General features: G+C 51.8%; 22 protein-coding genes. All 22 read left to right on the top strand.

Annotated elements, in window-relative coordinates; genetic code table 11:
- Nucleotides 1-112 precede the first annotated feature (112 nt).
- The 22 genes from rpiB to ACFVTB_RS09725 all read left to right on the top strand — a co-directional run bounded on the left by rpiB (nt 113) and on the right by ACFVTB_RS09725 (nt 20241).
- The gene (rpiB, locus tag ACFVTB_RS09620; protein WP_387747830.1) at nt 113-571 is read left to right on the top strand and encodes a ribose 5-phosphate isomerase B; all 459 of its coding nucleotides are present in this window, start codon (nt 113-115) and stop codon (nt 569-571) included.
- A 26-nt stretch (nt 572-597) separates the two neighbouring features.
- On the top strand, nt 598-1203 hold the full coding sequence (locus ACFVTB_RS09625) for a TIGR01440 family protein (RefSeq protein WP_387747832.1): 606 nt from the start codon (nt 598-600) through the stop codon (nt 1201-1203).
- A gap of 80 nt (nt 1204-1283) precedes the next feature.
- The gene (locus tag ACFVTB_RS09630; protein ID WP_387747834.1) at nt 1284-2531 is read left to right on the top strand and encodes a serine hydroxymethyltransferase; all 1248 of its coding nucleotides are present in this window, start codon (nt 1284-1286) and stop codon (nt 2529-2531) included.
- 443 nt (nt 2532-2974) lie between these two features.
- Nucleotides 2975-4654 carry a peptide ABC transporter substrate-binding protein gene (locus ACFVTB_RS09635; protein ID WP_387747836.1) on the top strand — a complete coding sequence of 560 codons (1680 nt, stop codon included), beginning with the start codon at nt 2975-2977 and terminating at the stop codon, nt 4652-4654.
- Between the two features lie 111 nt (nt 4655-4765).
- Complete coding sequence (locus tag ACFVTB_RS09640) at nt 4766-5695, top strand: ABC transporter permease (RefSeq protein ID WP_387747838.1); 930 nt, start codon at nt 4766-4768, stop codon at nt 5693-5695.
- Nucleotides 5674-6624, top strand: a complete 951-nt coding sequence (locus ACFVTB_RS09645) for an ABC transporter permease (protein WP_387747943.1) — start codon at nt 5674-5676, stop codon at nt 6622-6624. Before ACFVTB_RS09640 ends, ACFVTB_RS09645 begins: the two co-directional genes overlap by 22 nt.
- A 15-nt stretch (nt 6625-6639) precedes the next feature.
- Nucleotides 6640-7641 carry an ABC transporter ATP-binding protein gene (locus ACFVTB_RS09650; RefSeq protein ID WP_387747840.1) on the top strand — a complete coding sequence of 334 codons (1002 nt, stop codon included), beginning with the start codon at nt 6640-6642 and terminating at the stop codon, nt 7639-7641.
- The gene (locus tag ACFVTB_RS09655) at nt 7638-8600 is read left to right on the top strand and encodes an ABC transporter ATP-binding protein (RefSeq protein ID WP_387747842.1); all 963 of its coding nucleotides are present in this window, start codon (nt 7638-7640) and stop codon (nt 8598-8600) included. Before ACFVTB_RS09650 ends, ACFVTB_RS09655 begins: the two co-directional genes overlap by 4 nt.
- A 200-nt stretch (nt 8601-8800) precedes the next feature.
- Nucleotides 8801-9823 (top strand): glycine-rich domain-containing protein, encoded by a 1023-nt coding sequence (locus ACFVTB_RS09660; protein ID WP_387747844.1) that lies wholly within the window; start codon nt 8801-8803, stop codon nt 9821-9823.
- A 175-nt stretch (nt 9824-9998) separates the two neighbouring features.
- Complete coding sequence (gene upp, locus ACFVTB_RS09665) at nt 9999-10628, top strand: uracil phosphoribosyltransferase (protein WP_387747846.1); 630 nt, start codon at nt 9999-10001, stop codon at nt 10626-10628.
- A 30-nt stretch (nt 10629-10658) separates the two neighbouring features.
- A complete protein-coding gene (gene wecB / locus ACFVTB_RS09670; RefSeq protein ID WP_387747848.1) occupies nt 10659-11807 on the top strand; it encodes a non-hydrolyzing UDP-N-acetylglucosamine 2-epimerase in 1149 nt (382 codons plus the stop codon).
- A 188-nt stretch (nt 11808-11995) separates the two neighbouring features.
- Nucleotides 11996-12229, top strand: a complete 234-nt coding sequence (locus tag ACFVTB_RS09675) for an AtpZ/AtpI family protein (RefSeq protein WP_387747850.1) — start codon at nt 11996-11998, stop codon at nt 12227-12229.
- Nucleotides 12222-12605: an ATP synthase subunit I gene (locus tag ACFVTB_RS09680; RefSeq protein ID WP_387747852.1), complete on the top strand. Its 384-nt coding sequence runs from the start codon at nt 12222-12224 to the stop codon at nt 12603-12605. Before ACFVTB_RS09675 ends, ACFVTB_RS09680 begins: the two co-directional genes overlap by 8 nt.
- Before the next feature lie 9 nt (nt 12606-12614).
- A complete protein-coding gene (atpB, locus tag ACFVTB_RS09685) occupies nt 12615-13373 on the top strand; it encodes a F0F1 ATP synthase subunit A (protein WP_387747854.1) in 759 nt (252 codons plus the stop codon).
- A gap of 106 nt (nt 13374-13479) precedes the next feature.
- Nucleotides 13480-13692, top strand: a complete 213-nt coding sequence (gene atpE, locus ACFVTB_RS09690) for a F0F1 ATP synthase subunit C (protein ID WP_387747856.1) — start codon at nt 13480-13482, stop codon at nt 13690-13692.
- Nucleotides 13693-13784: 92 nt separating this feature from the next.
- Nucleotides 13785-14267 (top strand): F0F1 ATP synthase subunit B, encoded by a 483-nt coding sequence (gene atpF / locus ACFVTB_RS09695; protein ID WP_387747858.1) that lies wholly within the window; start codon nt 13785-13787, stop codon nt 14265-14267.
- Complete coding sequence (locus ACFVTB_RS09700; protein ID WP_387747860.1) at nt 14264-14803, top strand: F0F1 ATP synthase subunit delta; 540 nt, start codon at nt 14264-14266, stop codon at nt 14801-14803. The genes atpF and ACFVTB_RS09700 overlap by 4 nt, the downstream gene beginning before the upstream one ends.
- A 25-nt stretch (nt 14804-14828) precedes the next feature.
- Entirely contained in the window at nt 14829-16346 is a 1518-nt protein-coding gene (atpA, locus tag ACFVTB_RS09705; RefSeq protein ID WP_387747862.1) for a F0F1 ATP synthase subunit alpha, read from the top strand.
- Nucleotides 16347-16462: 116 nt separating this feature from the next.
- Nucleotides 16463-17323 carry an ATP synthase F1 subunit gamma gene (gene atpG / locus ACFVTB_RS09710; protein WP_387747864.1) on the top strand — a complete coding sequence of 287 codons (861 nt, stop codon included), beginning with the start codon at nt 16463-16465 and terminating at the stop codon, nt 17321-17323.
- Between the two features lie 79 nt (nt 17324-17402).
- Nucleotides 17403-18809 carry a F0F1 ATP synthase subunit beta gene (gene atpD, locus ACFVTB_RS09715; protein WP_387747866.1) on the top strand — a complete coding sequence of 469 codons (1407 nt, stop codon included), beginning with the start codon at nt 17403-17405 and terminating at the stop codon, nt 18807-18809.
- A 17-nt stretch (nt 18810-18826) separates the two neighbouring features.
- Entirely contained in the window at nt 18827-19225 is a 399-nt protein-coding gene (locus tag ACFVTB_RS09720; protein WP_387747868.1) for a F0F1 ATP synthase subunit epsilon, read from the top strand.
- A 143-nt stretch (nt 19226-19368) separates the two neighbouring features.
- Nucleotides 19369-20241 (top strand): tyrosine-protein phosphatase, encoded by an 873-nt coding sequence (locus ACFVTB_RS09725; RefSeq protein WP_387747870.1) that lies wholly within the window; start codon nt 19369-19371, stop codon nt 20239-20241.
- Nucleotides 20242-20430: the final 189 nt, after the last annotated feature.

Below are 20430 nucleotides of genomic sequence, written 5' to 3' on the forward strand. Positions count from 1 at the left end.
GTTCCGCCTTGTTTCGATCATTTATGCTTGAAACGCCGGAATTAGGTATAATAGCAAAGATGAAGGTATCATCTGCCCTACGAAATACCATACCTTTTAGGAGGATTCCAACATGAAAATTGCAATCGGCGCCGATCACGGAGGCTATCGCCTCAAGGATGAAATCGTTCCTTTTCTCTTATCGCTCGGCCATGAAGTTGAAGATCTGGGCTGTGATTGCGCCCAATCGGTCGATTATCCGGATTACGCGCTGCCGGTAGCTGAGAGAGTGGCAAGCGGTCAAGCTGAACGCGGCATTCTCATCTGCGGAACGGGCATCGGCATGTCGATCGCCGCGAATAAAGTAAAAGGCATTCGCTGCGCGCTTGTTCACGATATGTTTACGGCTCAAGCCACACGCGATCATAACGATACGAACGTACTAGCTCTTGGCGAGCGGGTTATCGGCCCCGGCCTGGCGCTTGAAATTGTGCGCATTTGGCTGGAAACGCCGTTCTCCAACGGTGAGCGGCACGTGAACCGCATTGGCAAAGTGACGCAGATTGAAGAGCAGTACGCAGAGCGCGCTTAGCTGTCGCAAGGAAGGGAGCGAACCGTATGGTCCAGGACAATCTTGAAGCGATTGCAGGGCAAGTCGAGCGGATCGTTCGCGAGCTGGCGCAGGCGGGTGGCCTAAGTAAGGGCCAGCTGCTTGTAATTGGCACCAGCACAAGCGAGGTGCTCGGAGAGCGGATCGGTACGTCGGGTACGCTTGAAATCGCGGAACAAATTTATCGCGGCGTCGAGTCGGCGCGCGGCGACATCGGTTTTTATCCAATCTATCAATGCTGTGAGCATCTCAACCGCGCGCTCGTCATTGAGCGGGAGGCGGCGCTAAAGTACGGCCTCGACGAGGTGGCGGCGGTGCCCGTTCCGAAAGCGGGCGGCTCGATGGCAGCTTACGCCTTCCGTCATTTGCAAGAGGCGGTGCTGGTTGAAACGGTTGCCGCGCATGCCGGCGTCGATATCGGGGATACGTTCATCGGCATGCATCTGCGGCGGGTAGCAGTGCCGGTTCGTCCGACCGTCCGTTCGATAGGCTCGGCACACGTGACAATGGCCTATACAAGGCCGAAATTGATCGGCGGAGTCAGAGCTGTATACGAGCTGGAATCGGAAGGCGGCGGCCCGGCGTCAGAGCAGTCGCCGGGAACATGCGGTTAGACCGCAACGCTTTAACGCTTTTAAGTATACATCTAATGAAGAAACACATTTTTTAATTACATTCTGGGAGGCAGCAAACCATGGAAAATCTACGTCAGCAAGACCCTGAAGTATTGAAGGCAATGGGGCTGGAATTGCAGCGCCAGCGCGACAACATCGAACTGATTGCATCTGAAAACATCGTCTCCGAAGCCGTTATCGAAGCACTGGGCTCCGTTCTCACGAACAAATATGCCGAAGGCTACCCGGGCAAACGCTTCTACGGCGGCTGTGAGCATGTCGACATCGTTGAAGACATCGCTCGCGATCGCGCGAAAGAAATTTTCGGTGCTGAGCATGCGAACGTACAGCCTCACTCCGGCGCACAAGCGAACATGGCTGTCTACTTGGCTGTTTTGAAGCCTGGCGACACAGTGCTTGGCATGAACCTGGCGCACGGCGGTCACTTGACGCATGGCAGCCCGGTTAACGCATCCGGTCTCTTGTACAACTTCGTCGCTTACGGCGTAAACGAAGACACGTTCACGATTGACTATGAAGAAGTTCGCAAAGCAGCGTTCAAACACCGTCCTCGTCTGATCGTAGCCGGCGCAAGCGCATATCCGCGCACGATCGATTTCGAGAAACTGGGTAAAATCGCAGAAGACGTAGGCGCATTGTTCATGGTCGATATGGCGCATATCGCAGGTCTCGTTGCGGCAGGTCTGCATCCGAACCCAGTGCCTCATGCGCACTTCGTAACGACTACGACGCACAAAACGCTTCGCGGCCCTCGCGGCGGCTTGATTCTTTGCCGTAAACCATGGGCGGCTGCTATCGACAAAGCTGTATTCCCAGGTACGCAAGGCGGTCCTCTGATGAATGTTATCGCGGCTAAAGCCGTTGCATTCGGTGAAGTGCTTCAGCCTTCTTGGAAGCAGTATGCACAACAAGTGATCAACAACGCAAAAGTATTGGCCGATACGCTGACTGCCGAAGGCATCAATATCGTTTCCGGCGGAACGGACAACCACTTGATGCTGATCGATACTCGCAGCTTGAACATTACAGGCAGAACGGCTGAGCATGTCCTTGATTCCATCGGCATTACGGCGAACAAAAATGCGATTCCGTTCGATCCAACCAGCCCGTTTGTAACTAGCGGCATCCGTCTCGGTACGCCAGCGGCGACTTCCCGCGGCATGGATGAAAAAGCGATGAAAACAATCGGCGAAGTGATTGCCTTGACGCTGAAAAATCCGGAAGACGAAGCGACGCTGACGAAAGCGCGCGGAATCGTTCGCGATCTGACTGCTCAATACCCGCTTTATCCAAACCTGAAATACTAATCGGCTTTTTGATAACCGGCCCGGGGCAACCCCGGGCCGGTTTTTTGTGTTTTCTGAAATAGCTGAGCGCGGTGATCGAGTTCGAGACTTCGTTCTCGCTAATCACAGAATTAGGATCGGAAATTCCGCATTAAATAAGGCAAATCGAGGAATGAACGGAGAAAGATGCATGAACAAAAAGCTGTTGCAGCATGCTATACCTACGCTTAGCGGGAAGCAAGGGAAAGTGCAAATATGTGGAATTGACAACGAAGTCAATAAAATTGTATATTGTTTATCGTTACTAAAATAGTGATATTTACGATTAATAATTCGAATATAGTCTGAATCCGTTTTCAGAATTTGAATTTTCTAAAAATTTAAACGGATTGGTAATTATTTCTATGTTATTAATGGTAAATTATGACTATTTTATGAACTGACAACAGGGGAGGATACTTAAGGTGAACAAGAAGAAATATGGCTTTACTTTCGTTTCAGTACTTCTTGCTTTAGCGCTTGTTGCGGTAGGCTGCACGCCGAAGAATGAGTCCGGCAACTCCGGCGGAAACAACGGTGCTGCAGGCGCGAAAAAGAGCGAGTTCCGCATGAATCTGGCTTCGCAACCGCCAACGCTTGACCCGGCGCAAGTGCAAGACCAAGTCTCGGCAACCGTTTTGAACGGAATTTACGAAGGCTTGCTGCGCAAGGATGAACACGGCAACGACGTTGCTGGTATCGCAAAAGAATGGAAAATCTCTGACGACGGTCTGACATATACATTTACGCTTCGCGACGACGCAAAATGGAGCAATGGCGACCCGGTAACAGCCGGCGATTTCGAATTTGCTTGGAAACGCGCGCTCGATCCGAACCTGAAGCCGGAAGTGGCGGCTTACGCTTACCAGCTCTACTACATCAAAAACGCTGAGAAATACAACATGGGCGAAGCTGGCGCAACAGCTGACGACGTAGCGGTGAAAGCGGTTGATGAGCATACGCTGGAAGTGACGCTGAACGCTCCGACTCCTTACTTCTTGAGCCTGATGTCGTTCTCGATCTTCTTCCCGGTTCACCAATCGGTGAAGGATAACGAAGCTTGGGCAACTGACGCTTCCACGATCATTACAAACGGTTCGTTCAAAATGACGGAATGGAAGAAAAACACTTCTATTACGCTCGTTCCTAACGAAAACTACTATGCCAAAGACGAAGTGAAACTGAGCAAAGTTTACTTCACGATGGTTAATGACTCCGGCACGGAGCTTAGCATGTACAAAACCAACGAGCTTGACTATGCGGGCATGCCTACGGGTCTGATCCCTACTGAGCAATACGAAAGCTTGAAGAAAAGCAATGCGGACGAATTCCACGTCCAAGGTACGGCGAGCATTTACTACTACATGTTCAACACGACGCAAGAGCCGTTCACGAATGAAAAAATCCGTCAAGCGCTCTCGATGGCTGTAAGCCGTCAGGACATTACGGAAAAAATCGCTCTCGGCGGCGAACAGCCTGCCTATGGTCTCGTTCCTCCAGGCATCAAAGGCGAGAAAGACGAGTACCGTAAAGAAGTAAAAGACGACTACTTCAAAGAAGATATCGAAGAAGCGAAAAAATTGCTGGCTGAAGGTCTTAAAGAACTTGGACTTGATAAAATGCCTGCAATCAAAGTAGCTTACAACACGAACGAAAGACACCAAAAAATCGCTGAAGCGATCGCAAACATGTGGAAAGTCAACCTTGGCGTTGAAACCAGCATCGAGAACCAAGAGTGGGGCGTGTTCATCGATAACCGCAACCGTCTGAACTTCTCCGTCGCTCGCGGCGGCAACGGCGCTGACTACAACGATCCAATGACGTTTATCGACCTGTTCACTTCGAACAGCGGCAACAACAACACTGGCTTCAAATCGCCGGAATACGACGCTCTCGTGAAGAAAGCGTACAGCACTGACGATCAATCCGTGCGTATGGAAGCAATGGCGAGTGCCGAAAAATTGCTGATCGATTCCCGTGCGATTATGCCGCTGTACTACTACAGCAGCGTGTTTATGGTTAAGCCGGGCGTTAAAGGTGTCTTCATGGACTACAAAGGAGACGTCGATTATAACCGCGGTTACATTGAAGGTGCAGCGGAATAATTAATGCGCCATGGTTTGCGGGATATATGCAGCTTTGACTGCATATATCCCTTTTCCGTTAAAAATGGCTTGCAGAGCTAAATTATTCAACCCGAGGGGGTGCCATTAAGATTGGTTCGCTATGTTCTTCAAAAGCTGCTGTTCATGATCGTGTCGATTCTTGTGCTGGCTTCGGCCACTTTCTTTCTCATGAAAGCGATACCGGGCAATCCGTTTCAATCGGAGAAAAACGTCCCGCCCGCGATCCAGGAAAGGCTTAACGAGCAGTACGGTTTGAATGACCCGCTGTTCGAGCAGTACTTACGCTACATGAATAACTTGCTCCATTTCGACTTGGGCTTGTCGATGAAGCAGCAATATACTTCCGTTGTCGATGTCATCAAGAACGGGTTCGTCTACTCGCTTCAACTCGGCGTGTTCGCAATTATATTGGCAATAGCCGCCGGTCTTGTACTCGGTCTGATTGCGGCGCTCAACCACCGTAAGTTTCTTGACGGCTTCACAATCTTCATAGCGGTTCTCGGCGTCTCGATCCCGAACTTCGTCGTCGCGACCGGCTTGCAGTTCATATTAGGCGAAAAGCTGGGATGGTTCAGCGTAGCCGGCCTTAAACAACCGAGTGATTTCGTGCTGCCGGTGCTTGCTTTAAGCTTCCTTCCCGCCGCGTTCATCGCACGGCTGACAAGGTCGAGCATGCTGGAGGTGCTTACGGCCGATTACATCAAGACGGCTCGGGCGAAAGGTCTTTCCGGACGCGTCATTCTCGTACGGCATGCGCTGCGCAACGCGATTCTGCCGGTTGTAACCTACGTCGGTCCAATGACGGCGAACATCATTACCGGTTCTGTCATTATCGAGCAAATCTTCGGTATTGGCGGGTTGGGCAAAGACTTTGTCAACAGTATCACGAATCGCGACTATACGCTTATTATGGGCGTTACGTTGTTCTATGCGGTCATTTTGATGGTCGCGAGATTTTTGACCGATATCGCGTACGGCTTCGTCGATCCGCGTATTAAATTGAGCAGGAAAGGAGGCTGACCGAAGTGGCAGAGCAAACGCTGCAGAAGGGCGATTTCGCCAAGCTGAGCAAAGAAGAGAAGGTTCCAGAGACGGTTGTCCGAGAAAGTATATCGGCTTGGAAAGACGCGTGGATCCGTCTGCGTTCGAGCAAAATGTCGATGGTCAGCCTCGGCATACTTGTCTTAATTATTATTATGGCGATCATTGGTCAATGGCTGACGCCTCACGACTACTCGACCAATGATTACAATGCGATCAACCAGCCGCCATCGGCGGAGCATTGGTTCGGCACCGACGCGCTCGGACGTGACATGTTCGCCAGAACGTGGATGGGCGCTGGCATCTCGCTGCAGGTCGGCATTTACGCCGCTTTGGTTGATTTGATCATCGGCGTCATTATTGGCGGCATTATGGGTTACTATGGCGGCCGTGTGGACGAAATACTGAATCGATTTTGCGAGATTTTGTATTCGATTCCGAGCTTGCTGGTGGTCATCTTGCTCATTGTTGTATTGGAACCGAGTATGTTCACGATCATTTTGGCATTGAGCATAACCGGATGGATTAATATGGCGTGGATTGTCCGCGGCCAAATCATGCAGCTGAAAAACCAGGAATATGTGCTTGCTGCCCGTTCCCTTGGGGCAAGTCCCGCACGCATCATGTTCAAGCATTTGGTGCCGAATGCAATGGGCGCTATCATCGTGACGATCACGATGACCGTTCCGAGCGCGATTTTCGCGGAGGCGTTCCTCAGCTTCCTCGGCCTTGGCGTGCAATCGCCGGCTGCTTCGCTTGGTACACTCATCAATGACGCGTTAAAAGCGATGACAGTCTATCCGTGGAGAATGATTTTCCCGGCCGTACTGATCAGCTTGACGATGCTTTGCTTTAATATTTTTGGTGACGGTCTGCGCGACGCGCTCGATCCGAAAATGAAGAAGTAGTAGGAGGTGCGACGAATGGAACGTTTGCTTGAAGTGAAAGACCTCAAAGTCAATTTCAAAGTTCGCGGCGGCACCGTGCAAGCGGTTCGCGGCGTCAACTTTCATGTTAATAAAGGAGAGGCGGTAGCGATCGTAGGCGAATCCGGCTGCGGCAAAAGCGTTACCGCTCAGTCGCTGATGCGTCTAATTCCGTCCCCTCCGGCCATTACGACCGGTTCGATCTTGTTCAAAGGCGAACAAATTTTGGATAAATCGATGAAGCAGATGGAGGATATTCGAGGCAAGGAAATGGGGATGATTTTCCAAGATCCGATGACCTCGTTGAACCCGACACTGACGATCGGCCGTCAAATTACGGAAGGGCTGATCAAGCATCAGGGCATGAGCAAGGAGAAAGCTCACGCAAGAGCGATCGAAATGCTCGATTTGGTCGGTATTCCGAATCCGCAAGCGCGGTTCAAACAATATCCGCATGAATTTTCCGGCGGTATGCGTCAGCGCGCCATGATCGCGATTGCGCTCGCCTGCAATCCTTCTCTGTTGATTGCTGACGAACCGACAACGGCGCTTGACGTAACGATTCAAGCGCAAATCCTTCGCGTCATGAAGGACCTGCAGCAGAAGCTGGGCACTTCGATTATTCTGATTACGCATGACCTCGGCGTTGTTGCTGACGTTTGCGACCGGGTAATCGTTATGTATGCCGGCAAAGTTGTAGAGACCGGCACGAAGTGGGAAATTTTCAAAAATCCGAAGCATCCGTATACAAAGGGCTTGCTGCGCTCGGTGCCTCGTCTCGACCAGAAGAAGGACGAGCCGCTTATTCCGATTTACGGCATGCCGCCGGATTTGATTAAGCCTCCGGCTGGCTGCAGCTTCTGCGCCCGTTGCGACGAAGCGATGCGCGTCTGTGTCGACAACGACCCAGAGCTGCTAGCGGTGGACGGCAACGAATCGCATAAATCGGCGTGCTGGATGGCACACCCGTATGCGACGAAACGGGAGGTGTCCGTATGAGCGAGCCGTTGGTTCAAGTAAATCACCTTCGCAAGTTTTTTAATTTAGGCGGGGGCAATGTACTGAAAGCGGTCAACGATATCGACTTTTCGATCATGAAGGGCGAAACCGTCGGCGTCGTAGGCGAATCCGGCTGCGGGAAGTCGACAGCTGGACGCACGATTCTTCGCTTATACGAGCCGACGAGCGGAGGCGTTACGTTCGAAGGAGAAGACATCTACAAAATGAAAGGCGCCAAGCTGAAAGCTTTGCGCCGCAATATGCAGATGATTTTCCAAGATCCGTACGCGTCGTTGAATCCGAGAATGACGATTACAGACGTAATCGGAGAGGCGCTCGATATTCATAATTTGGCGGGCAGCCGCACCGAACGCAAGCGCAAGGTAGAGGGGCTGCTTGATCTGGTAGGTTTGAACCCCGATCACGCGACCCGCTATCCGCACGAATTCTCGGGCGGCCAGCGTCAACGGATCGGTATCGCCCGCGCACTCGCAGTCGATCCGAAGTTCATTATTGCCGACGAACCGATCTCGGCGCTGGACGTATCCATCCAGGCGCAGGTCGTCAATCTGCTGCAGGATTTGCAGCGCAAAATGGGTCTGACTTACTTGTTCATCGCGCATGACCTGTCGATGGTTAAGCATATAAGTGATCGCGTTGCCGTTATGTATCTTGGCAAAATTGTCGAGTTCGCGGAAAGCAGCGAGCTGTACAACAGTCCGGCGCATCCGTATACGCGCGCTCTGTTGTCGGCTATACCGATCCCTGATCCAGAAGTAGAGGAGACTCGCGAGCGGATCGTTCTTACGGGCGATCTGCCAAGTCCGATCAACCCGCCGAGCGGCTGTCAGTTCCACACGCGCTGTCCGATCGCGACGGAAAAATGCAAAACGGTTGAACCGGCTCTGTTGGAAATCAGGAAGGGCCACTTCGCTTCCTGCCATTACGCGGAGGTTTAATCGACTTACGCATGCACGTTATAGCTGGAGCCGCGCTGCCGGTCCCTTTGCGGGAAAAGGCGGTGCGGCTTTTTGCATAAGCGCTGGCCTTGCCGCTTTCGGGTAAGCATCCGATTCTGTCGATGTAAAATGCTTCCCCTTCCATCCCCCCATCATGTTAAGATGGAACTATATGACAAGAAAATGGGGAGGAATACGCGATGACGATTTTAGTTGTCTTTGTCGCTATTGCTATTATTGTAATTGCGATCTCGGTTGCCGCTGGACGCCGCACAGGCCAATCGGGAAGATTCCAGTCTTCTCGCGGCTGGTCTCAAGATGCGCCGCCTCAGGCGCTCGGTGTACCGGAAGGGCATCCTGCGCGCTCGGCCGCCGAACGGTTAGAAGCCAGCTTTGGCTATGAATTGGAGAACAAAGTGAAGCAACGCTTGCTGAGCGAACGGCCGCATATGACGGACGCGGAATGGAATTGGACTTGGTTCGAGCTAAAACGTTTTTTTCTAATGTGCGGCATACTAAAGGGAGTGCCAATGTACAGCCGTCAAGCTGACGCGGTGTGGCATGAGCTGCTGTTGTTTACGAGAGAATATGAACAGTCCTGCATCCGCTTTTGCGGGGATCAGATCCATCATGCCCCTCACGGGCAAGACGAGAGCCCAGAACCGGGCGAACGGGCATGGTTCGATTGGGTATATGGCGAGTTGTTTGTGCAAACACCGGCCAGCGGCCGAATATGGGGCGCCTTTTACAGGACGAGAATGGACGGAGCGAGGCTTGAACGGTTGACGACAGGCGATGCCGATCAACTGCGCACGGATTTGTTTAACCGGAAAGCCGCTGAACAGTTCGCGGATTTACGCGACGTTGCTGACTATTTGATTGGCCGCGCCAAGTCGCAGTTGTCCCCGAAAGCCGGAAATGCGGCGTATCAAGAGCCGGGAGCAGACCGCTGGGGATATGATCCGGCGATTGGCATGACGGGTGTATTGACGGCAGCTTTGCTGACGAATTCTTTCATGTCGCAGGATCAGTTCGATAACGCGATGGACGGGATCCAGACCGAAGAGCAGCGCGAAGCGAACGGCAGTGGCTATCCGGTGTCCGTCTGCGGCGGAACCTCGGATCACTCTTCACACGATGGAGGCGGCGGGCATGATAGCGGCTCCGGAAGTGATGGCGGCGGCTCGTCCTGCGGGGGCGGCTGCGGCGGAGGCGGCGAATAGCGACGGCTGAAGCCCAGCGAGGCTTGGCGGCCAAAGGTGCGGCGGCAGTTCTTTCATTTTGCCGAATTGCCGCAGGGTTTAAATGCTTGATGCAAGGCGCTGTTTACAGTGATATAATAAACGGGATTATGCCCAAATAAGAAAACAGGCAACACACAGGAGGAATTAAGCTTTCATGAGTAAATTGGTCATCTGCGACCATCCGTTGATCCAGCACAAACTGACATTTATTCGTAATAAAGAAACGAACACGAAAGATTTTCGTGAACTGGTCGATGAAGTCGCGACATTAATGGCGTATGAGATTACAAGAAATATTCCGTTAGATACGATCAAAGTGCAAACGCCAGTCGCTGAGACTGACGCTAAAGTCGTATCCGGCCGCATGCTTGGGCTGGTGCCGATTTTGCGCGCTGGGCTTGGTATGGTTGAAGGCATTCTGAAGCTCGTTCCGGCTGCAAAGGTCGGTCATATCGGACTGTTCCGCGATCATGAGACGTTGAAGCCGACCGAGTACTACATCAACTTGCCAACGGACGCGCCTAACCGCCTGCTTATTGTCATCGATCCGATGCTTGCGACGGGCGGATCGGCCATTGCTGCGATCGACGCGCTGAAAAAACGCGATTGCGAGCATATCAAGCTGATGTGCCTGATTGCCGCTCCAGAAGGCGTAAAAGCCGTTCAAGAAGCTCATCCCGACGTCGAGATTTACTTGGCTGCGTTGGACGAGCGTCTGAATGAAAAGGGTTATATCGTTCCAGGTCTCGGCGACGCAGGCGACCGCATGTTCGGCACCAATTAACCTGCCAATTCATTATAGGAGTGAAAGGTTTTGTCTAAACTGAAGGTAATGACCATCTTCGGCACGCGTCCGGAGGCGGTTAAGATGGCGCCGTTAGTGTTGGAGCTGAACAGGCATGCCGATCAGATCGATTCGATCGTATGCGTAACCGCCCAGCATCGGCAAATTCTCGATCAGGTGCTGGAGTTTTTCGAAATCCAGCCCGATTACGATCTGAACGTGATGAAAGACCGTCAGACGCTGACGGAGACGACAGTGCGCGTATTGGAAGGGCTAGACCCGGTGCTTGCCGAGGCGAAGCCCGATATCGTGCTCGTGCACGGCGATACGCAAACGACGTTTCTAGCAAGCTATGCCGCTTTCCTGAAGCAGATTAAGGTCGGGCATGTGGAAGCCGGCTTACGTACTTGGAACAAGCTTTCCCCGTACCCGGAAGAAATGAACCGGCAGTTGGCCGGCGTTTTATCCGATGTTCACTTTGCGCCGACGGAATGGTCCGCGAACAATTTGCGCAAAGAGAACAAATCGGAACAAACGATTTATGTAACCGGTAATACGGCAACCGATGTATTCCAGTACACGGTTGATCCGAGCTTCTCCCATTCGGTTATTGAATGGGCTAAAGGCAAGCGGATGATCCTGATGACGGCGCATCGCCGCGAAGCGCTTGGCGAGCCTCATCGCAACATTTTCCGTGCAGTAAAGCGAATTGCAGACGAGCATGAAGATGTGGCTATCGTATATGCGGTTCATCCGAATCCTGCTGTTCGGGAACCGGCCAATGAGATTCTGGGCGGACATCCGCGCATTCAATTGATTGAACCGCTCGATGTGTTCGAATTCCATAATTTCTATCCGCACGCTTATATGATTATGACCGATTCCGGAGGTTTGCAAGAAGAGGCTCCTTCGTTCGGCGTGCCTACGCTGGTGCTGCGCGATACGACGGAACGTCCGGAAGGCATCGACGCCGGAACGCTTGAATTGGTCGGAACGGACGAGGAGACGGTGTACAGCCGAGCGAAGGCGCTTTTGAACGACGTCACGCTCTATGACCGGATGAGCAAAGCGGCTAATCCATATGGCGACGGACAAGCTTCGGTGCGCATTGTAGAAGCGATTTTGCATCATTTTGGGAAGAAATCGCAACGTCCCGATCCGTTCACACAAAGTTCATAAATGACATCGCTTTAAATGTAAGCAGGCCTTATATACAGCATACAGTGGTACTGTACGGTTTTGCCTATGGTAAAACCTTGATTTATCAAGGCTTTTGACGGTTTCGTCACTAAAAGTTTGCAGTTATATCAATTGACAAACCTTTAAGCGCTTCGATAAAATATATGAGGATTGACAGGGGTATGATCATGGATAAAAAGAGCAGAAAGGACAACCCGCTGTTCGCTGCCGGCCTTGTCGGAGCGCTCGGCTTGCAAGTTGCCGTATGTATCTTTTTAGGCTATTGGATCGGTTCCTCTCTGGACGGACGCTTCGGCGACGGACGGAGTTGGACGGTCGGGGGCATACTAGTTGGTCTGGCTGTCGGAATTCTCTCAGCCATTCTGGTTGTTAAGAAGGTTATGGAGGAAACTGATGGATAGGATAATGAGCTTAGCTGTGCGGATTATGCTTGTCATGGCGGCGGCGAGTCTCGTTTTATGGGCTCTGTTGCCAACGTGGAGGCCGGTCATGCTAGGCTTGGTTGTAGGCTTTGCGGCGAGTGCGTTAAACGCTTTCTTTTTGCAACGAAGAGTAGGCATGCTTGCGCAGGCTGCGACGGAGGAAGGCGCAAAGCGCCGCGGATTAGGCTTCGGCAGTCGCATTGCAACGGTTCTGATGGTGGCGATGTTCGCATACCGCTATCCGGAAATTCTAAATATGCCAGCTGCTTTAATCGGCAGTATGGTCATGCCGTTTGTGATCTTAGTATCAGGTATTATTCACAATGTAAAAGAAGATAATAGCGGAAAGGGGTGAAATAGTTCAATGCATTTGTTTCCTATTGCGGAGTGGAATGGCATAAGCTTTGATCTTGCCGCGATCATTACGATTTTCGTATCGATTGCCATCACGGTTCTGGTAGCCCGCTTGGCAACGCGCAAGCTTTCGGTAGAGAATCCGTCCAAAGTCCAGAACTTCATGGAGTGGGCGCTCGATTTCATGCATTCTACCATTGCAAGCTCGATGCCGGTTGAGAAAGTTAAACATTATCTGTCGCTCGGTATGACGCTGATTATGTTTATCTTCATTTCCAACCTGCTCGGTCTGCCGCTGCTTGTTATAACCGATATTCATCACGCAATGCCGGGTATCGGCATTACGCAAGAGTATCTCGACGCACACGGCGGTGCGGCTCACGTCGCATGGTGGAAATCGCCGACGGCCGATCTTTCTGTAACGGCGGGGCTGGCGATCATCGTATTCGTACTCGTGCACTTCCTGGGCATGAGACTGAATCGCAAGCATTATCTGAAGCATTATTTACATCCTTATCCGGTATTCTTCCCGGTCAACCTGATCGAGACAATCGCCAAACCGGTTACGCTGGCGCTTCGTCTATTCGCCAACATTTACGCGGGCGAGGTACTGATCTCGACGATTCTGATGCTAGGTTTCGCAGGCATACCATTCATGGTTGCATGGCAAGGCTTCAGTATTTTCATCGGCGCCATCCAGGCGTTCCTGTTTACCGTTCTGACCATGGTTTATATCTCGCAGGCAACTGTCCATGATGAAGAACATTAATGTCGGTGCGTTATCCTTCGCTTAGGCTGTCTTTCATTAGCCGGCGGTGAAGTTTAATAATGAGTACAAGATTCAAAGAATGATAAATATCGAGGAGGATTTTTAAATGACAGTATTAGCAGCAGCAATTGCAGTAGGCTTGGGCGCGATCGGCGCTGGTATTGGTAACGGTATGATCGTAAGTAAAACTGTTGAGGGCATCGCTCGTCAACCAGAGCAAAAAGCGGCTCTTCAAACTACTATGTTCATCGGCGCTGGTATCGTAGAAGTAGTACCTATCATTGGCGTAGTTATCGGCTTCCTGGCGTTCTTCAGCTAATAGGTACTATAGATGAATGGCGGGGAAGGCCTAGCCCTCTTCGCCTTTATTTTGATTAAAAGGATCTATGTGCATGGAAAGGAGTGTCAAATTTGGATTTTGTATGGTCATCAACCGTTATTACGATCCTTTCATTCCTGCTTTTATACTGGGGTTTGAATAAATGGGCATTCGGTCCATTGTTCGCTATCATGGAAAAGCGCAGACAGCTTGTGCTTGAACAAATGAATACGGCTGAATCAAGCCGTAAAGCAGCAGAAGCGAACATGGCTGAGCAGAAAGCGGCGCTTGAGCAAGCGCGCAAAGAAGCTTACGAGATCATCGAGCAAGCAAGAAATACAAGCACGAAAACGGCGGACGAAATCGTTCAAGCGGCAAAAGCGGAAGCAGGCCGCGTGAAGGACGACGCGCTGAAAGATATCGAGAGCGAGAAAAACAAAGCAATCACGGCTCTTCGCACTGAAGTTGGCGGCATTTCCGTTAAAATCGCTTCGAAGATCATCGAGAAGCAAATCGACGAGAAATCGCAAGAGCAGCTGGTTAATCAATACCTGAAAGAAGTTGGCAGCAAATGAGCCGGGACATCGTCGTAGCGAAGCGCTACGCCAAAGCACTGTTCGACCTCGCTCAGCAAGACGGCATCGTAGCCGAAGTGGAGGAGCAGCTTAAGCTGATCGTCCAGACGCTTGAAGCCGACGAGAATTTCAGCAAATTTTTATCGTTCCCGAGCATTGATCCGGCGAAGAAAGTAGCCGTGCTCAAAGAGGCGTACAGCGATCGCGTGTCCTCTATTGTATTGAATACGCTTGAGTTGCTCGTCGCTCGCGGACGCCAAGATGCGATTGGAAGCATTTACATCGCTTATACGAAAATTGCGGGAGAAGCCCTCGGCCAAGCTCACGCAACGATATATTCGGCTTCGCAGCTCACAGTCAGCGAATTTGCTGAAGTGGTGGCGCAGTTTAGCCAAATTTCCGGCAAAAAAATTATCGCTCAGCAAGTTGTCGAGCCGGAATTGCTCGGCGGCGTACAAGTCCGCATCGGCGACCGTCTTTACGACGGCAGCCTGTCCGGTAAGCTGGATCGTTTACAAAAAGCGTTTAAAAACTAATGTACGGTAGATAGGGGTGAACGAATTGAGTATCAGACCTGATGAAATCAGCACGCTGATTAAACAACAGATCGAACAATATAAATCCGAAATTCAAGTCGTAGACGTCGGCACCGTAATCAATGTCGGTGACGGTATCGCCCGCGTTCACGGTTTGGAGAATGCGATGCAAGGCGAGTTGCTCGAATTCGCAAATGGCGTTGTAGGTATGGCGCTTAATTTGGAGGAAAGCAACGTTGGTGTCGTTATCCTGGGTCCTTACAAGGACATTAAAGAAGGCGACCAAGTAAAACGTACGGGCCGCATCATGGACGTACCAGTTGGCGAAGAGCTGCTGGGCCGCGTCGTTAACCCGCTCGGCCAGCCGCTTGACGGCAAAGGTCCGATCAATACGAAGCAGACGCGTCCAATCGAATCCCCGGCTCCAGGCGTTATCGACCGTAAATCGGTTCATGAGCCAATGCAAACGGGTATTAAAGCGATTGACGCGATGGTGCCAATCGGCCGCGGCCAACGCGAGCTGATCATCGGTGACCGTCAAACGGGTAAAACGTCGATCGCAATCGACGCGATCATCAACCAAAAAGGCAACGGCGTGAAATGTATCTACGTTGCGATCGGTCAGAAGCAATCGACCGTAGCCGGCGTAGTGGAAACGCTTCGCAAGCACGGCGCGCTGGAATACACCATCGTCGTTACGGCAGGCGCGTCCGATCCAGCTCCGCTCTTGTACCTGGCTCCTTATGCAGGCTGCTCGATGGGCGAATATTTCATGTACAAAGGCGAGCATGTTCTCGTTATTTACGATGACTTGTCGAAACAAGCGGCAGCATACCGCGAATTGTCCTTGTTGCTTCGCCGTCCTCCAGGCCGGGAAGCTTATCCGGGCGACGTATTCTACATCCACTCCCGCTTGCTTGAGCGCGCGGCTAAACTCAGCGACGAGCTGGGCGGCGGTTCCTTGACCGCTTTGCCGTTCATCGAAACGCAAGCATCCGACGTATCGGCTTACATTCCGACGAACGTAATCTCGATTACGGACGGACAAATCTTCCTGGAATCCGATCTGTTCTACTCCGGCCAACGTCCGGCGGTTAACGTCGGTATTTCGGTATCCCGCGTAGGCGGTTCCGCACAAATTAAAGCGATGAAAAAGGTTGCCGGTACGCTCCGTCTGGACCTTGCGGCATACCGCGAGCTTCAAGCGTTCTCGCAGTTTGGCTCCGATCTCGATAAATCGACGCAAGCTCGTCTGAACCGCGGCGCGCGCACGATGGAAATCTTGAAGCAAGGCGTTAACCAGCCAATGCCGGTTGAGAAGCAAGTTATCTCGATCTACTCGGCTGTTAAAGGCCATCTGGACGATATCCCTGTTGGGGACGTTCTTCGCTTCGAAAAAGAATTCCATGCGTTCCTCGACGCTAGCCAGCCTGAAATCGGCGAATCGATTCGCGCGAAGAAGGAAATGGTTGCGGACACGGAAAAAGCGCTTGTGGAAGCTCTGAACAAATTCAAGAAAAGCTTTGCTGTATCGCAAGCTTAAAAGAGATTACTCCTGACGCCCGTCCTGCATTGTACGGGCGTAGGTTCCATACTCAACACCAGGCTTAGGTCATGCGCGTTTCGCGGGGACCGGGCAATAAAGGCGGGTGAAAAGAAATGGCTACAAGCATGCGCGAGATAAAACGCGAGATTAAAAGTAAACAAAATATGAAGCAAATCACGAAAGCGATGGAGATGGTCGCCGCTTCCAAGCTGAGAAGAGCACAGGAAGCAGCCGTTGCATCCCGTCCTTACGCGGATAAGCTGAAAGAAGTTGTTGCGAGCATCGCAGCCGGCACTAAGGATGTGAAGCATCCGATGCTGGAATCGCGTCCGGTCAAAAAAACGGGTTACCTCGTTATTACGTCCGACCGCGGTCTTGCAGGCGGCTACAACTCGAACATTCTTCGCAAAGTGACGCAAACGATTCGCGAGAAGCACAAGTCGGCCGACGAATACACGTTGTTCGTTATCGGCCGCAAAGGCGCGGAGTATTTCCGCCGCCGCAATATGCCGATCACGGAAGAGGTTATCGGTCTTTCCGATTCCCCAACGTTTGCCGATATTAAATCGGTATCCTTCTCCGCAGTGAAAAACTTTGCGGAAGGAACGTATGATGAGTTGTACTTGTTCTATAATCAATTCGTCAATGCCATCACGCAAATTCCAACCGAAACGCGTCTGCTGCCGCTCGACGATGTAACGAGCAACACGGCGGTAACGGCATACGAGTACGAGCCGTCGCCGGAAGGCGTGCTTGAAGTGCTGCTGCCGAAATATGCGGAAACGCTTATTTACAGCGCGGTACTGGACGGAAAAGCGAGCGAGTTCGGCGCGCGGATGACCGCTATGGGCAGCGCGACGAAGAACGCTAACAAAATGATTAACCAGCTGACGCTGACTTATAACCGAGCTCGTCAAGCGGCGATTACGCAGGAAATTTCCGAGATCGTTGCGGGAGCTAACGCACAATCGTAAGACTAGTCCGCATAAGCCGGCGCTCCGCCGCAAGGGGAGCCGGCCGGCATGCGGGAATAAGGAACCAGGAGGGAAAACCATGAAAAAAGGACGCGTTGTATCCGTCATGGGTCCGGTCGTCGACTTAGAGTTCGAACGCGGCAACCTGCCGGAAATTTTGAACGCTGTCAAAATCAAGGAGAAGGGTGAAGCAGGCGGCGTACCAATCGATCTGACGCTTGAAGTAGCTCTTCATCTGGGAGACAATCTGGTTCGTGCCGTAGCGATGAGCACGACTGACGGTCTCGTTCGCGGCATGGACGCGATTGACACAGGCGCACCTATTACTATTCCAGTTGGCGCACCTACGTTGGGTCGTGTATTCAACGTATTGGGCGAGCCGATTGACCAAGCTGGCGACGCAAAATCGGAAGTTAATTTGCCGATTCACCGTCCGGCTCCGGCATTCGACGAATTGTCCACGCAATCGGAAATTCTCGAAACAGGCATCAAAGTAATCGACTTGCTTGCTCCTTACGCGAAAGGCGGTAAAATCGGCCTGTTCGGCGGCGCGGGCGTAGGTAAAACGGTTACGATCCAAGAGCTGATCAACAACATCGCACAGGAGCACGGCGGTATTTCCGTATTCGCCGGCGTAGGCGAGCGTACCCGTGAGGGCAACGACTTGTACCACGAGATGAAAGACTCCGGCGTACTGAGCAAAACAGCGATGGTATTCGGCCAAATGAACGAGCCTCCAGGCGCGCGTCAACGCGTTGCTTTGACTGGCTTGACAATGGCGGAATACTTCCGTGACACAGAAGGCCGCGACGTACTGTTGTTCGTCGACAACATCTTCCGTTTCACGCAAGCAGGCTCCGAGGTATCGGCCCTTCTTGGCCGTATGCCTTCCGCGGTAGGTTACCAGCCAACGCTGGCAACTGAAATGGGTCAACTGCAAGAGCGTATTACGTCGACGAAAAAAGGCTCGGTTACTTCGATCCAAGCGATCTACGTACCTGCCGATGACTACACCGACCCGGCTCCTGCTACGACGTTTGCCCACTTGGACGCAACGACCAACTTGGAGCGTAAAATCTCCGAGATGGGTATCTTCCCAGCGGTTGATCCGCTCGCGTCGTCGTCCCGTATCCTGAACCCAGAAGTTCTGGGTGAAGAGCATTACAATGTCGCTCAAGGCGTTAAGCAAATTTTGCAACGCTATAAAGAGCTTCAAGATATTATCGCGATCCTCGGTATGGACGAGTTGAGCGAGGAGGACAAGTTGACTGTTTCGCGCGCACGCCGCATCCAATTGTTCTTGTCCCAGCCGTTCCACGTTGCCGAGCCGTTCACAGGCCTGGCAGGCAAATACGTGCCGGTTAAAGAATCGGTACGCAGCTTCAAAGAAATTCTCGAGGGCAAACATGACGACCTTCCGGAAGAAGCTTTCCGGTATGTAGGTACGATTGAAGAGGCCGTGGAGAAAGCCAAAACGCTTGTATAGCGGGGAGGAGAATCCACATGAGCACCTTTTTAGTTGAAATCGTTACGCCGGAGCGCAAGGTTTATGCTGAAACGGCCAATATGGTAACCGTAACGGGCGCGGAAGGCTCGCTCGGCATTTTGCCGAACCACATTCCGCTCGTGACGACGCTGCGCATTGCACCGATTACGATCAAACGCGACGGTAAGGTCGACGTTATCGCTGCAAGCGGCGGTTTCATCGAAGTCCGCAAGGACAAAGTCGTGATCCTCGCTGAAAGCGCAGAATTGGCCACTGGCATTGATCTGGCTCGCGCGCAAGCTGCGAAGGAGCGCGCCCAACAGCGCCTCAACGCAAAACGCGACGAGATCGATTATCGCCGTGCAGAGCTTTCTCTGCAACGCGCGATGAACCGGATCAACATTTCTCAGAAATAAAGCCAACAAGCACCGTTAAGTTCTCTGTTGAGAGCTTAACGGTGCTTTTTTATTGTCTTCTGATAAGTCTCTGCCTAATAAATTAGGCCGTTCGTCCGTTTGACTTCGCTGTGGCGATCTCTCACAATGAAGGCATAGATAACTTGAACTTTATATTTTGGTATATTGGCAATTGTGAAAGCATGCTGCTGCTGTTAAGCGGGTGGGAAGGAGAGATTCGGTTCATGATCGATATTCATACGCATGTGCTGCCGGGCATTGACGATGGAGCGGCCAATTGGGATGAGGCGTTGGGCCTTGCCAGAGCCGCTGCAGCCGAAGGCATAACCGATCTGATTGCCACTCCACACCATGGCGACGGAACCTATGTGAATCCGGCTGGGGCGGTTACCGCGCTGGTTGATGAAATGAACTTGAAGCTGGTCGAAGAAGCGCTTCCGATCAAGGTGCATAGCGGTCAAGAAATTCATGTGCGGCAAGATCTGCTGGAGCAATGGCAGGACAGCCGTTCTTTGCTTGGTCTTGCGGGCAAGCGCTATGCGCTGCTTGAAATGCCGTCGTCAAGAATACCGACGGATATGAAGGAGTTCGTCTATGAGCTGCACTTGCTGGGGGTGCGGGCAGTCATTGCGCATCCGGAGCGTAATGCCGAGGTAGTGAGGCACCCGGAACGGCTGGAGGAGCTGGTCGAGCTGGGGGCTTATGCGCAGGTAACCAGTCATTCCTTACTAGGCGGCTTTGGTCGGGGCATTGAGCGATCGGCATGGATGCTGTGCGGCAGAGGACTCATTCATTTTATCGCTTCAGACGCGCATCATCTCGATTGGCGGGGTTTTCGTCTAGCGGAGGCTTACGAGAAGGCTGCTGAAACGCTTGGCCGAGAGTGGGCCGACTATTATGCGGATAACGCCAAGAGGCTGTTGAGAGGCCAGGAGATTGGCCTACCGCCGGCAAGCGATGCGCTGAAGCAAAAGACAGGGTGGCGGGCAATCAAGTCGTTGTTCTATCCAAAATGATACATATAGTCAATTTTATGAATAAATCGATCATTCCGTTACAAGCAATAGGCGGATTGGTCGATTTTTTTATGTCATTTAAAGTATTTTTATAAAAAAACGATTGAAATATTGTGAAATAATCGATAATCTTAACATGTAATATATGTTAGTATATCTGACATAGAGAGATGTATAGCGGATGTGGGG

Origin of the sequence: Paenibacillus sp. NPDC058071, assembly GCF_042885235.1 — a bacterium.
In the GTDB taxonomy this organism is placed as follows: domain Bacteria; phylum Bacillota; class Bacilli; order Paenibacillales; family Paenibacillaceae; genus Pristimantibacillus.

Coding starts and splice junctions, on each gene's coding strand:
- atpD (WP_387747866.1), top strand. CDS start 17,403: ATGAAAAAAGGACGCGTTGTATCCGTCATGGGTCCGGTCGTCGACTTA.
- ACFVTB_RS09675 (WP_387747850.1), top strand. CDS start 11,996: ATGGATAAAAAGAGCAGAAAGGACAACCCGCTGTTCGCTGCCGGCCTT.
- ACFVTB_RS09700 (WP_387747860.1), top strand. CDS start 14,264: ATGAGCCGGGACATCGTCGTAGCGAAGCGCTACGCCAAAGCACTGTTC.
- ACFVTB_RS09625 (WP_387747832.1), top strand. CDS start 598: ATGGTCCAGGACAATCTTGAAGCGATTGCAGGGCAAGTCGAGCGGATC.
- rpiB (WP_387747830.1), top strand. CDS start 113: ATGAAAATTGCAATCGGCGCCGATCACGGAGGCTATCGCCTCAAGGAT.
- ACFVTB_RS09680 (WP_387747852.1), top strand. CDS start 12,222: ATGGATAGGATAATGAGCTTAGCTGTGCGGATTATGCTTGTCATGGCG.
- ACFVTB_RS09720 (WP_387747868.1), top strand. CDS start 18,827: ATGAGCACCTTTTTAGTTGAAATCGTTACGCCGGAGCGCAAGGTTTAT.
- ACFVTB_RS09655 (WP_387747842.1), top strand. CDS start 7,638: ATGAGCGAGCCGTTGGTTCAAGTAAATCACCTTCGCAAGTTTTTTAAT.
- ACFVTB_RS09660 (WP_387747844.1), top strand. CDS start 8,801: ATGACGATTTTAGTTGTCTTTGTCGCTATTGCTATTATTGTAATTGCG.
- ACFVTB_RS09650 (WP_387747840.1), top strand. CDS start 6,640: ATGGAACGTTTGCTTGAAGTGAAAGACCTCAAAGTCAATTTCAAAGTT.
- upp (WP_387747846.1), top strand. CDS start 9,999: ATGAGTAAATTGGTCATCTGCGACCATCCGTTGATCCAGCACAAACTG.
- atpB (WP_387747854.1), top strand. CDS start 12,615: ATGCATTTGTTTCCTATTGCGGAGTGGAATGGCATAAGCTTTGATCTT.
- atpG (WP_387747864.1), top strand. CDS start 16,463: ATGGCTACAAGCATGCGCGAGATAAAACGCGAGATTAAAAGTAAACAA.
- ACFVTB_RS09630 (WP_387747834.1), top strand. CDS start 1,284: ATGGAAAATCTACGTCAGCAAGACCCTGAAGTATTGAAGGCAATGGGG.
- atpE (WP_387747856.1), top strand. CDS start 13,480: ATGACAGTATTAGCAGCAGCAATTGCAGTAGGCTTGGGCGCGATCGGC.